Source organism: Achromobacter sp. 1011811831 (assembly GCF_059760905.1).
On the sequence record NZ_JCBANG010000032.1, the window covers coordinates 12,052 to 24,358 of the forward strand.

General features: G+C 68.6%; 13 protein-coding genes. 9 read left to right on the top strand and 4 right to left on the bottom strand.

The genetic code is table 11. From position 1 onward, the window contains the following. Positions 1-36 precede the first annotated feature (36 nt). From AC6LJ9_RS14230 to AC6LJ9_RS14250, 5 genes are all read left to right on the top strand, one after another. Positions 37-1,368: an MFS transporter gene (locus AC6LJ9_RS14230; RefSeq protein WP_498148056.1), complete on the top strand. Its 1,332-nt coding sequence runs from the start codon at positions 37-39 to the stop codon at positions 1,366-1,368. Continuing rightward, on the top strand, positions 1,365-2,453 hold the full coding sequence (locus AC6LJ9_RS14235; RefSeq protein ID WP_498148057.1) for a M14 family metallopeptidase: 1,089 nt from the start codon (positions 1,365-1,367) through the stop codon (positions 2,451-2,453). Before AC6LJ9_RS14230 ends, AC6LJ9_RS14235 begins: the two co-directional genes overlap by 4 nt. A gap of 138 nt (positions 2,454-2,591) precedes the next feature. Then, on the top strand, positions 2,592-4,703 hold the full coding sequence (locus AC6LJ9_RS14240) for a TonB-dependent receptor domain-containing protein (protein ID WP_498148058.1): 2,112 nt from the start codon (positions 2,592-2,594) through the stop codon (positions 4,701-4,703). An 86-nt stretch (positions 4,704-4,789) separates the two neighbouring features. Beyond that, positions 4,790-5,575: a 2-oxo-tetronate isomerase gene (otnI, locus tag AC6LJ9_RS14245; protein WP_498148059.1), complete on the top strand. Its 786-nt coding sequence runs from the start codon at positions 4,790-4,792 to the stop codon at positions 5,573-5,575. Positions 5,576-5,733: 158 nt separating this feature from the next. Beyond that, positions 5,734-6,726, top strand: coding sequence for a Bug family tripartite tricarboxylate transporter substrate binding protein (locus tag AC6LJ9_RS14250; RefSeq protein ID WP_498148060.1), 993 nt, complete (start codon positions 5,734-5,736; stop codon positions 6,724-6,726). A gap of 21 nt (positions 6,727-6,747) precedes the next feature. Here AC6LJ9_RS14250 and AC6LJ9_RS14255 read toward each other — a convergent pair whose 3' ends face one another. Then, the gene (locus AC6LJ9_RS14255) at positions 6,748-7,647 is read right to left on the bottom strand and encodes an EamA family transporter (RefSeq protein ID WP_498148061.1); all 900 of its coding nucleotides are present in this window, start codon (positions 7,645-7,647) and stop codon (positions 6,748-6,750) included. A 51-nt stretch (positions 7,648-7,698) separates the two neighbouring features. After that, the gene (locus tag AC6LJ9_RS14260; protein WP_498148062.1) at positions 7,699-8,334 is read right to left on the bottom strand and encodes a LysE family translocator; all 636 of its coding nucleotides are present in this window, start codon (positions 8,332-8,334) and stop codon (positions 7,699-7,701) included. 94 nt (positions 8,335-8,428) lie between these two features. On the opposite strand from AC6LJ9_RS14260, the gene AC6LJ9_RS14265 reads away from it, so the two are divergent. Beyond that, complete coding sequence (locus tag AC6LJ9_RS14265; RefSeq protein WP_498148063.1) at positions 8,429-9,016, top strand: Lrp/AsnC family transcriptional regulator; 588 nt, start codon at positions 8,429-8,431, stop codon at positions 9,014-9,016. A 5-nt stretch (positions 9,017-9,021) separates the two neighbouring features. Here AC6LJ9_RS14265 and AC6LJ9_RS14270 read toward each other — a convergent pair whose 3' ends face one another. Together AC6LJ9_RS14270 and AC6LJ9_RS14275 are read right to left on the bottom strand one after the other, a co-directional pair. After that, the gene (locus tag AC6LJ9_RS14270; RefSeq protein ID WP_498148064.1) at positions 9,022-9,855 is read right to left on the bottom strand and encodes a class I SAM-dependent methyltransferase; all 834 of its coding nucleotides are present in this window, start codon (positions 9,853-9,855) and stop codon (positions 9,022-9,024) included. Continuing rightward, positions 9,848-10,591 carry a hypothetical protein gene (locus tag AC6LJ9_RS14275; protein WP_498148065.1) on the bottom strand — a complete coding sequence of 248 codons (744 nt, stop codon included), beginning with the start codon at positions 10,589-10,591 and terminating at the stop codon, positions 9,848-9,850. Before AC6LJ9_RS14275 ends, AC6LJ9_RS14270 begins: the two co-directional genes overlap by 8 nt. A 302-nt stretch (positions 10,592-10,893) precedes the next feature. Here AC6LJ9_RS14275 and AC6LJ9_RS14280 point away from each other — a divergent pair, with 302 nt between their 5' ends. The 3 genes from AC6LJ9_RS14280 to AC6LJ9_RS14290 are packed head-to-tail and all read left to right on the top strand — an operon-like array spanning position 10,894 to position 12,306. Next, on the top strand, positions 10,894-11,628 hold the full coding sequence (locus tag AC6LJ9_RS14280) for a succinate dehydrogenase/fumarate reductase iron-sulfur subunit (protein WP_498148066.1): 735 nt from the start codon (positions 10,894-10,896) through the stop codon (positions 11,626-11,628). A gap of 1 nt (position 11,629) precedes the next feature. Further along, on the top strand, positions 11,630-11,965 hold the full coding sequence (locus AC6LJ9_RS14285) for a succinate dehydrogenase (RefSeq protein ID WP_498148067.1): 336 nt from the start codon (positions 11,630-11,632) through the stop codon (positions 11,963-11,965). Beyond that, on the top strand, positions 11,962-12,306 hold the full coding sequence (locus AC6LJ9_RS14290; RefSeq protein WP_498148068.1) for a succinate dehydrogenase/fumarate reductase transmembrane subunit: 345 nt from the start codon (positions 11,962-11,964) through the stop codon (positions 12,304-12,306). The genes AC6LJ9_RS14285 and AC6LJ9_RS14290 overlap by 4 nt, the downstream gene beginning before the upstream one ends. Position 12,307 lies beyond the last annotated feature (1 nt).

The following is a 12,307-nucleotide window of genomic DNA, read 5'->3' on the forward strand; positions in this document are numbered from 1 at the left end:
GGGCGCCGCGAGCCTAACGGACATCAAGGGGAAACCATGTCTATCGCCGTCGCGGCCGTTTCCGGCCAGCCGGGGCTGTACACGCCTTCCATGCGCCGGCGCGTCATTGCCGGCACCACCATCGGCAACGCGCTGGAGTTCTTCGACTTCACCGTCTTCACCTTCCTGATGCTGGTGATCGGGCCGCTGTTCTTCCCGGCCGCCTCGGGCTACGGGCAGTTGCTGCTCACCACGGCCACCTTCGGCGTGGGCTTCCTGATGCGGCCGGTCGGCGGCATGCTGATCGGTTCCTATGCCGACCGCCACGGCCGGCGCGCCGCCATGACGCTGACGCTGTGGCTGATGGGCCTGGGCTGTGGCCTGATCGCGCTGGCGCCCACTTATGCGCAGATGGGCATCGCCGGGCCGGTGATCATGGTGCTGGCGCGCCTGATCCAGGGCTTCGCGGCCGGCGGCGAGGTCGGCGCGTCCACCACGCTGCTGGTCGAGCACGCGCCGCCGTCGCGGCGCGGCTTCTATTCCAGCTGGCAGTTCGGCAGCCAGTCGCTGGGCGTGATGCTGGGCGCGCTGGTGGTGGCGCTGCTGACCGCCGCGCTCACGCCCGAGCAGATGAAGGACTGGGGCTGGCGCGTGCCCTTCGTGATCGGCATCCTGACCGTGCCGGTGGGCGCCTACATCCGCCGCAACCTGGAAGAGACGCTGGAGCCCCAGCCCGCGCCGGGCGCGGCGCACGCCCGCTCCGACCACCAGCCGCTGCGGCGCGTGCTGGCCGGGCACAAGGGCGCGGTGGCCAAGGGCATCCTGCTGGTCATCGGCGGCATGGTCTGCGCCCAGATCATCGGCTTCTACATGCCGGCCTACGCCAACAAGGAGCTGGGCCTGCCGGCCACGTCCACGCTGTCGGCCAGCGTGGTGCTGGGCGCCATCGGCTTCGTGGCCGCGCCCTTCGTCGGCCTGCTGGCCGACCGCGTGGGACGCAAACGCGTGATTTTCTGGGCGCGCGCCGCCACCGTGGCCGCGCTGTTGCCGTGCTTCCAATGGCTGGTGTCGGCGCCGAGCAGCGCGCGGCTGATGACCGTGATCGCCTTGCTTGCGATATTGTTGGCGCTGCAGACCGCGCCGGTCATCACCATGCTGCCCGAACTCTTTCCCAAGGCGGTGCGCACCACCGGCATGTCGGTGGTGTATGGGCTGGGCATCTCGGTGTTCGGCGGCTTCGCGCAGTTCTTCGTCACCTGGCTGCTGCACGTCACCCGCAATCCGATGGCGCCGGCCTGGTACTTGATGGTCACCGTGACGCTTTCCACCGTGGTGCTGTTCTGGATCCAGGACCGCACCGGGCATGACATCGACAATCAGGAGGCATGATGCAGTCCCGCTATTTTTCCGACAGCTACGCCCAGGCGCGCGAGCGCTTTCTCGCCGCCGCCAAGGCCGTGGCCGCGCGCACGGCCTCGTATCCGATCGAGGCGCGCGGCGCCCGGGACGAGGCCCTGTCCACCGATGTGGCGCTGATCGGCGACGCAAAGGCCGAACGGCTGCTGATCATGACGTCCGCCACGCACGGCGCCGAGGGCTTCTGTGGCTCCGGCTGCCAGCTGGCGCTGCTGGACGACGCGCCGATGCTGGCGCGCGCGCGCGAGGCCGGCGTCGCCCTGCTGCTGGTGCACGCCGTCAATCCCTATGGCTTCTCGTGGATCGCGCGCACCGACGAGGGCAACGTCGACCTGAACCGCAATGCCCAGCCCTTCGACGGCCGCCCCTTGCCCGAGAATCCCGGCTACGGCGCGCTGCATCCGCTGCTGCTGCCCGAGTCCTGGCCGCCCAATGAGGCCAACCGGCGCGAGCAGGAGCGCTACATCGCCGAGCACGGCCTGGCCGCCTACGCCCAGGCCGTCTCGCGCGGGCAGTACACGCATGCCGACGGCCTGTTCTATGGCGGCGATCGCCCGGCGGCCTCGCTGCTGAACATGCGGCGCATCCTGAAGGAACATGCCGCCGATTTTTCCAGCATCGGCTGGATCGACGTGCATACGGGGCTGGGGCCGCGCGGCCACGGCGAGAAGATCTACGCCGGCCGACGCGACGAGGCCGAAGTGGCGCGGGCGCGGCACTGGTACGGCGCGGATATCGCCGTGCCTTACCAGGGCAGCTCGGCCTCGGTGGATATCACCGGCCAGCTGGCCAGCGTCATCTACGACGCCTGCCCGACATCCACGCCGACGCTGATGGCGCTGGAATTCGGCACCCAGCCTTTTGCCGACGTGGTGCAGGCGCTGCGCGGCCGCAACTGGCTGCGCGCGCATCCTGAAGCGGGCGAGGACGCGCGCCGCGCCATCCTGAAGGCCACGCTGGATGCCTTCTATTGCGGCGACGCCGATTGGCACGGCATGGTGCTGGGACAGAGCCGGGTGGCGGTGCTGCAGGCGCTGTGCGGCCTGCAGGGCGACTGACCGCCCGGACCTGATCCGTGAATGCGCGGCTCCGGCGACGGGGCCGCGCTTTTTTTCGTGGCCTTGCTATTTGCTGCCTTTGTAATGTTATATCATCTGGTGTTTGTTTGTAATGATATAACATCCATAGGAACCGAGATGCAGGGAAAGAAAGAGGGATCGCGGCGCTCCACCCGCCGCGCCGGCGCGGCCAGGACGGGATTGCGGCCGCTGGCGTGGGCGCTGCTCGCCGCTTTCGGCGCCACCGCGCAGGCCCAGCAGGCGGCCGGCCCGGCGGACGCCGCCGCCACGCTGGCGCCGGTCACGGTCTCGGCCAATCCGCTGGGGCTGGACCTGAACAGCACCACGCAGCCGGCCTCCGTGCTGGAAGGCGATGCGCTGGTCGAGAAACGCGGCGGCACGCTGGGCGACACGCTCGATGGCCTGCCCGGCGTGCATAGCGATACCTTCGGCGGCGGCGCCAGCCGTCCGGTGATCCGAGGCCAGACCGCGCCGCGCGTGAAGGCGCTGTCCGACGGCTCCGAGCTGATGGACGCCTCGGCCATCTCGCCCGACCATGCCGTGACCACCGAGCCGCTGCTGGCCGAGCGCATCGAGGTGCTGCGCGGCCCGGCGGCGCTGCTGTATGGCGGCGGCGCGATCGGCGGCGTGGTCAATGTGATCGACAAGAAAATTCCCACCGAGGTCCCCGACAAGGGCATCGCCGCCGAGGCCGAGATCCGTGGCGCGACCGGCACCAAGGAGCGCGCGGGCGCCATCGGCATCACCGCCGGCGAAGGCAATTTCGCCGTGCGCGTGGAAGGCATGAAGCGCCGCAGCGGCGACTACCGCGTGCCGGACTGGTCCAGCAGCAAGCTGGACGGCTCATACAGCGAATCCACGCAAGGCACGGTGGGCATGTCCTGGATCACGCCGCGCGGCTACATCGGCGTGGCCTTCACGCACCTGGAAAGCAAGTACGGCCTGCCTGGACACAATCACGAATACGAAGGCTGCCATCCGCATGGCACGCACCTGCATTGCGGCGGCCACGACCATGATCACGGCGACGGCGACGAGGCAGGACACGACCACGATCACGACCATGGCGGCGGCGTGCCCTATGTGAAGCTGCGCAGCAATCGCACGGACCTGCGCGCTGAATACCTGGATCCCTTCGCCGGCATCGAGAAGATCCGCCTGCGCGGCGGCCTGACCGACTACCAGCACCAGGAGATCGAGGGCGGCAAGGTCGGCACCACCTTCAAGAACCGTGGCTACGACCTGCGCCTGGAGGCGCAGCACAAGCCCATCGCCGGCTGGCGCGGCGTGGTGGGCATGCAGACGTCCTACAGCGATTTCCGCGCGGACGGCGAGGAAGCCTTCCTGCCGCGCAGCAAGACGCGCGCCAATGGCATCTTCCTGCTGGAGGAATACAAGCTGGCCGACTGGCGCTTCGAGCTGGGCGCGCGCCAGGACTGGCAGAAGGTCTCGCCCCAGGGCGGCGCGGCGCGCAGCAGCCTGTCAGGCACCTCGCTGTCGGCGGCGGCCATCTGGAACTTCGCGCCGGAGTATTCGGCGGCATTGTCGCTGTCGCGCTCGCAGCGCCTGCCGACCGCGCAGGAGCTTTACGCCAAGGGCGTGCACCTGGCCACCAACACGTATGAGATCGGCAACGCCGGCCTGGGCCGCGAAACCTCGCACAACATCGACCTGACGCTGCGCAAGCACTCGGGCGCGACCACCTTCAGCGCCAGCGTGTTCCACAACCGCGTGAAGAACTACATCTACGCCAACACGCTGGACCGCTACGAGGACTTCCGCCTGATCGAGTACACCCAGCGCGACGCCGAGTTCACCGGCGTGGAAGGCGAGCTGCGGCATCAGTTCACGCCCGTGTTCTCGGCCGCCGTCTTCGGCGACTACGTGCGCGGCAAGCTGACCGGCGGCGACGGCAACCTGCCGCGCATCCCGGCGGCGCGCGCCGGCCTGCGCGGCAACTTCAAGTGGCAGCAGTGGTCGGCCGGCGTCGAGTACGCGCGCGTGTTCTCGCAGAAGGACATCGCTGCCTACGAGAACAGCACGCCCGGCTACAACCTGGTCAATGCCGTCGTGGCCTATCGCGGCAATTACGGCTCGACCGGCTACGAGGTCTACCTGCGCGGCACCAATCTGTTGAACCGGCTGGCGTACAACCATGCCTCGTTCATCTCCTCGGTGGCGCCGTTGCCGGGCCGCAGCGTGCTGCTGGGCGTGCGCATGACGTACTAGTCGCGGCAGCACGGCGGGGCGGCGGCCCTGTGCTATGTTCGCGTGGTGCCGCCATCGGGCGGCGCCACGCAGCGCAGGAGCCCGCCATGCTGAAGTTCGCCGCCAACCTGTCCATGATGTACACGGAACATGCGTTCCTGGACCGCTATGCGGCGGCCGCCGCCGATGGTTTTGACGGCGTGGAATGCATGTCGCCGTATGAAGCGCCTGCGGCCTTCGTGCGCGAGCGCCTGGACGCGGCGGGGCTGCGCCAGGTGCTGATCAACACGCCGGTCGGCGTCGCGGCGCGCGGCGACCGAGGCCTGGCCGCGCTGCCCGGCCGGCAGGACGAGTTCCGCGCCGGCCTGGAGCAGGCGCTGTCCTATGCCGACGCGCTGGCCTGCCCGCAGGTGCACGTGATGGCCGGGGTGGCGCCCGACGGCGCGCCACGCGCCGCGCTGCTGGACTGCTACCACGAGAATCTGGCCTGGGCCGCGACGCAGGCGCGGGCCTGCGGGGTCACGCTGCTGATCGAGCCCATCAATACCCGCGACATTCCCGGCTACGTCCTCAATCGCCAGGACGAGGCCCATGCCGTGCTCGAGGCGGTCAACGCGCCCAACCTCAAGGTGCAGATGGACCTGTACCACTGCCAGATCGTCGAGGGCGACGTCAGCGCCAAGCTGCGGCGCTATCTGCCCACCGGCCGCGTCGGGCACCTGCAGATCGCCGGCGTGCCGCTGCGGCACGAGCCCGACCAGGGCGAACTGAACTATTCCTGGATCCATGCGCTGCTGCGCGAGCTGGACTATCGCGGCTGGATCGGCTGCGAATACCGGCCGGCCGGCGCCACGTCCGACGGCCTGGGCTGGCTGGCCGCCGCCCGCGCGTGAGCGCGCCGGACCGGAAACCCGGACATTCGACCCCGCGCGTGATCGCAAGACGGACGGCGCGCGCTTGCGCGGTGCGGCCGTGGCGTGCCAACATAATTAATGTGTTAATTAAATGCGGTCCAAGCAGGCCGTAAAAAAGGGATAAGGAGACAGTCCCCATGTTCACAGGCATTTTCCGCCGCCTGCCGCGCGCGGCCTTGCTGGCCGCTGCCCTGGCGGCATCCGTGGCCGCCGTCCGGCCCGCGTCGGCGGCCGAATTCCCCGATCATCCGATCCGCTGGCTGGTGCCCTTCAGCGCCGGCGGCGGCAGCGACATCGCCACGCGCATCGTGGCCCGGCATGTGGCCGACGCGCTGGGCCAGCCGGTGGTGGTCGAAAACCGTCCCGGCGCGGCCACCATCGTCGCCGCCCAGGAAACCGCGCGCGCCGCGCCCGACGGCTACACGCTGATGACGGCCGGCATGAGCACGCTGGCCCTGAATCCATGGCTCTACCGCAAGCTGCCGTACGACCCGCAGAAGAATCTGGCGCCGGTGTCCACGCTGGTGGACCTGCCCATCGTGCTGGTGGTGTCGCCGGACTCGAACCTGCATACGCTGGCCGACGTCATCGCCTACCTGAAGAGCGACAAGGCGCCCAGCTACGCTTCGCTGGGTGTGGGCAGCCCGCACCATCTGGCGATGGAGCTGTTCCTGGAAACGGTGAAGGGCAAGGCCACCGCCATCCCCTACAAGGGCACGCCGCCTGCCTTGCAGGACGTGGCCTCGGGCGTGGTGCCCTTGATGATGGCCGACCTGGCCGCCGCGCGGCCGCTGATCCAGGGTGGCAAGCTACGTCCCATCGCCGTGCCGGCGGCGCGGCGCTCGGACCAGTTGCCCGATGTTCCGACCTTCGCGCAGGCCGGCGGCCCGGTCTTCGAGGCCGCCGCCTGGCAGGGCGTGGTGGCGCCGGCCGGCACGCCCGAGCCGGTGATCAAGAAACTGAGTCAGGCGATCGAGCAGGCGTTGCACGCGCCCGAAGTGGTCAAGCAGCTCAAGCTGCAAGGCATGGAGCCCACCGGCAGCACGCCGGAAGCCTTCACTGCCTATGCGCGCCAGGAGCATGAGCGCTGGGGCGCGGTGATCCGGAGCAAGGGCATCACCGCCGATTGATACGGGCCTGCCGTCCGCGCCTCAGTCTGGCGCGGGGGCGGGCGGCGCGCGGCGCCTGGCGGTGGCGGCGCAGCCCGCCGACGCGATCACGATGCCGCCGATGGCCAGCCACTGGCTGCCCGACAGCTGCTCGTTCAGCACCACCACGCCGGCCAGCGCGCCCATTGCCGGCTCCATGCTGAGCAGCACGCCGAAGGTCTTGTTCGGCAGGCGCTTGAGCGCCACCATCTCCAGCGAATACGGCAGCGCGCTGGACAGCACGCCCACCGCGATGCCGGCCAGGATCAGCGACGGATCCAGCAGCGCCGTGCCGGCATGGGCGGCGCCCACCGGCAGCGCCACCAGGGCCGCCGCCGTCAGGCCCAGCGAGGTCGCCTGGCCGCCGTGGATGTTCCCGGCGCGCTTGCCGAAGATGATGTACAGCGCCCACAGCACCGCCGCGCCCAGCGCATAGGCCAGCCCGACGGGATCCAGGTCGTGCACCGACTGGCCGGTCGGGATCAGCAGCAGCAGCCCGGCCGCCGCGCAGGCGATCCACAGAAAATCGATGGCGCGGCGCGATGAGAACACCGCCAGCGCCAGCGGCCCGGTGAACTCGATGGCGATGGCGATTCCCAGCGGCAGCGTGCGCAGCGCCATGTAGAACATCAGGTTCAGGCAGGCCAGCGTGACGCCGTACAGCGCGATCTTCAGCGCGTTGGCGCGGCTCAGCGGAAAGCGCCACGGACGCCAGATGGCCAGCAGGATCAGCGCGCCGATCACGATGCGGTAGGCCGTCGTGCCCTGCGCGCCCACCATCGGGAACAGCGATTTGGCGAACGAGGTGCCGATGCACAGGGACGCCATCGCCGCCATCAGCGACAGGACGGGAACCAGCGTGGAGGAGGTGTCGCCTCCGGAGTTCAGGGTAGCGGTGCTCATGATTGCGTGTAGCGGGTAGGGGCCGGGCGCGGGTGACGGGGAGCCGGGGGCTCAGGGCGCGGCGGTGGAGTAAAGCACATAAAGCGCCAGGCCCAGCATGATGGCGCCCAGCAGTCCCTGCTGCGCGCGCAGGAACCAGGCGTTGCGTCCCACCCAGCCGCGGATGCGCGAGGCGCCGTAGGCGAAGCAGCTGCCGTAGGGCAGGCTCAGGATTTTCATGGTGACCCCCAGCACCAGCATCTGCGTCCAGACCGGCCCCTGCTCGGGCGAGGTGAACTGCGGCAGGAAGGCGATCATGAACAGCAGCACCTTGGGATTGAGCAGGTTGGTCACGAAGCCCTGCCAGAAGGCGTCGCGGGCATCGCCGGGCCGCGCCGCGAGCGAGACCTCGGCGTCGCGCGCGCAGCGCAGGATGGCCTTGATGCCCAGGTAAGCCAGGTACAGGCCGCCGGCCGCCTTCACCCCCAGGAACAGCCGGGGCGAGGCTTGCAGCACCGAGGCCAGGCCCAGCACCACCGCCGGCACCTGCACGAAGCCGGCCGCCACATTGCCCAGCACGCTCAGAAAGGCCGGGCGAAAGCCCTGGGTCATGCCGCGGGACAGGGTCAGCGCCATGTCGGGCCCGGGCGTGAGCTTGAGCGCCGCGTCGGCGGCGAGGAACAACAGGAACAACTGAAGCGAGGGCATGGGATTCTGGCGCGGCGGGCCCGCGGTCTGCAGGCGGCAAGAATCACAGTGTAAGCAAGGCGGCTGATTTTTTTCTGCGCCATACAGGGCAAAAATGGAGTTTTCCGTCGAAAACGAGGCGGCGGGCGTGGCTGGCGCGGCGGGCGCGATTAGAATCGTCGCAACGGCTCGCCGGCCCGCATCCGCGCCCGCATTCACCCAGTCTCACGCCGCCATGGAACTCGACGATTTCGACCGCCTCATCCTGCAGAGCATGCAGGAAGACAACCAGCGCACCAGCCAGGAAGTGGCCGAGCGCGTGAACCTGTCGCCCGTGTCCTGCCTGCGCCGCATGAAGCGGCTGCGCGAGGCCGGCGTGGTCGCCGCCGACGTGTCGGTGGTCGACCCGGCCGCCGTGGGGCGCGGCATCATGATGGTGGTGCTGGTATCGCTGGAGAGCGAGCGCGCCGACAAGCTTGGCAAGTTCAAGCGCGCCATGACCGAGGCGCCGGAAGTCATGCAGTGCATGTCGGTCACGGGCGAGGTGGACTTCGTGCTGACGCTGACCATGCGCGACATGCTGGAGTACGAGTCCTTCGCGCAGAAGCACTTCTGGGGCGATCCCAATGTGAAGCGCTTCTCTACGCTGGTGGTGATGAACCAGGTGAAGCGCGGCATGACCGTGCCGGTCTGGCCGCAATAGGCCGCTCAGCAGAGTCGGATCAGCGCGTCGCCCAGGATCGCCCGGCCGCTGCGCTTGCCGTAGCGGTGCACGGAATAGACCAGCGAAAAGACGGATTGCGCGTCCAGGTTGCGGGCGACCGGGGCCGGCAGGCAGGTCAGCGGGCAGGGATACATGGCGGCGCCGTCTATCGGCAGGGGGCCGGCGTTGAACGCCCGGACCGGCAGGCGGCCCGCTTCCGGTTGGCGGACCAGCCGCGTGTAGCCATCCGCGTCGAGCGCGGCGGCGTAGTCCGGATCGTCCGGCATGCGATGCAAGTCGACGGCGTAGAAGTAATCGTCGTCCGCCTGCGCGCTCCAGGGAACCAGTTCGGCGATGGCTTCGTTCATCACCACTGGCAGCAGCAGCACGACCGCTCCGGCGGGCGTGCGCAGCCGCTGCAAGGTCGCCAGCAGCTGGTCGCAATCGTCCAGGGTCAGGTGGCCGACGACCTGCGCGCATGTGATCAGGTCGAAGCGCTGCGCATCGGACAGGCCGCTCAAGTCCCGCGCGATCCGGATGCGCAGGTCGGGGCAGGCGCCGGCCAGCCGGCGTGCTTCCCGTTCGGCCTGCGCGCGGCGCGCGTCGTCCGGCTCGATGGCGTGCAGTTCGCGCGCCAGCCCCGGACGCAGCGCCGCGGCCCGCGCATAGGATTCGAAATAGCGGCCCACGCCGCAGCCCACGTCCAGCGCGCTGCGCCAGTCGGATTGCAGGCAGAGTTCCAGCGCCAGGCGTTCGCGCTGGAGTTTGTAGGCATCCATGTAGAGTTCGAGGCGGTCGGTGATGGCCTCGGCGCCGGGGTAGGCATAGCGTTCAGGCATATGGGCTGTCATCGGTCGATTTCTTCAGCACGTTCCGGAAAGAGCGGTACTTCGCAAAAATGAAACCGGCCAGGATGATCGTGGCCAGGGCAGCGGCGCCGCGCAGTTCGCGCGTATGCGCGCTGATCGCCAGTCCGGCCAGCATGTACACGAGCGCGACCGCCGAGATCAATATGGGCTCCGCCTCGAGATCGGTGTCGGCCTTGTGCAGCGTGGAGCGCTCGCGTTCCTTTTGCAGCCAGACTTCCCATTGGAAGATCTGCGCCTCCGGCTGTTCTGAGAGCCGGGCGGCGGTGGCGTTGATGTCGGGCACCAGCACCACGCGGAAGTACGTGGCGAACGCGAAGATCTGCTTGAACACGCCAATGTATATCTGGAGCAGGGCGCAGGCGCACAGGCTGACGCCCAGCGCGATCAGCTGCAGCAGCAATCCGCGGTCCTTGACGATTTCGCCGATCCCGTTCAATGGGCCGGACTCCTTGCTGGCGATGATGGTGGCGATGGCCGGCAGCGAGGCGCCGGCGATCCCGATCGCGAACATCGCCAGATACCGCACCCTGCCGATGCACATGAGCTGTTCGGCCCGCAGGAATTCGTACTCCTTGAGCAGCGCGCCCAGTCGGGTTTCCGCATAGGTCTTGCCGGATGCGGCGACCGTGGGCGCCAGGGCGGCGGCTTGTGCGACGGGGGCGGCGGGCGTGGCTGACATGGCTCTGGGATCCTCGGTGGCGCGCATGCCGCCGCCCTTGGCCGGCCGGGGTGGCGGCATGTCCGGCACTGCCGCCGGACATGCCAGCGTAATGCAGCGAGTCCGCGACAGCGCGGGATTAGTGCGTAAGGATGAGGCGCGCGACGCCGGCGGCTGTCACTGCCACCGTGTTTGTTCGCGTTTTTCTGCCGGATAGCGGCGTGCGGCGCGATCTTCCCGTCTCTGGCGGGCGCGTTTTTTCTTCAAAAAATATCAACTTAATTAATATTGATTCATCAATTCGCGATTCCTAGAATCTTCCCATGGCTCACCGACGCCTTGGGGCAGACATGGACAGCGAAAAAAACACGACGCCGCGACAGCTAACCGTCCGCATTTCACGCGGCACTGGCGATGGCGAATTCACGGTCTATTCGGTGCCGTGGCGCGACAACCAGACCGTGCTGGACGTGGTCACCGAAGTCCAGCGCACGCAGGAGCCGAGCCTTTCCTATCGCTACGCCTGCCGCGTGGGCGTGTGTGGTTCCTGTGCGATGACCGTCAATGGCAAGCCGCGCTGGACCTGTCGCACGCACGTGAGCCGGGTCGAGGAAGACGGCGTGATCGTCATCGAGCCGCTGCGCAACATGCCGCGCATCAAGGACCTGGTGGTCGACATGCGCGAGTTCTTCCAGAAATGGAAGCGCGCCGGCAATACCTTCATCGGCACGGCCACGCGTCATGATCCGCCGGCGATGGTGTCGCCGCAGAGCAAGCAGCGCAAGCAGGCCGACGCCGCCATCGAATGCATCAACTGCGGCGTGTGCTACGCGGCCTGCGACGTGGTGTCCTGGGACCCGGAGTATCTCGGTCCGGCGGCGCTGAACCGCGCCTGGACGCTGTTCAACGACGAACGCCACGCCGATCCCAAGGACGTGCTGCGCCAGGCGACCTCGGGCAGCGGCTGCAATTCCTGTCACACGCAGGGCAGCTGCATGAAGCACTGTCCGGTTGACCTCAGCCCGACCGGCAGCATCGCCGGCCTGAAGCGCAGCGCATTGCTCAACCTGCTCAAGGGGGGCTGACATGGAGGCCCGCCTGTTCGCGCTCCAGCGCCTGACGGCGATGGCCATGGCGCCCTTCGTCCTCGTGCACCTGGGACTCATCATCTACGCCGTGCGCAGCGGCCTGAGCGCCGGCGCCGTGCTGTCGCGCACCCAGGGCAGCTGGGCATGGATCCTGTTCTACGGGCTGTTCGTGGCCTGCGTGGCCATCCACGTGCCCATCGGCCTGCGCAACATCCTGGTCGAATGGCTGCGGCTGGGCCGGCGCGCGGCCTTCTGTATCGGGCTGGCCTTCGGCGTGACGATCCTGTTCCTGGGCATGCGCGCGGTGGCCGCCGTGGGAGGGCTGCTGCAATGAAGTCCGTGCGCAATCACCAGGCGTACTGGGCCTTCCTGGGCCACCGCCTGTCCGGCCTGGCGCTGGCGCTGTTCCTGCCCGTGCATTTCTACGTGCTGGGCATGGCGCTGGACGAGGCCCGCTTCGACCGCTTCCTGAAGCTGTCCGACATGCCGGCGATGAAGGTCGGCGAATGGGGGCTGGTCCTGCTGCTGGCGCTGCACCTGTGCTTCGGCCTGCGCCTGCTGGCGCTGGAACTGCTGCCCTGGCGTTCGACGCGCAATGCCCGCAACGGCTGGATCGGCTGGGGCTTCGCCGTGTCGATGGCGATCGGCCTGGTGTTCATCGCTGGAGTCATCTGAG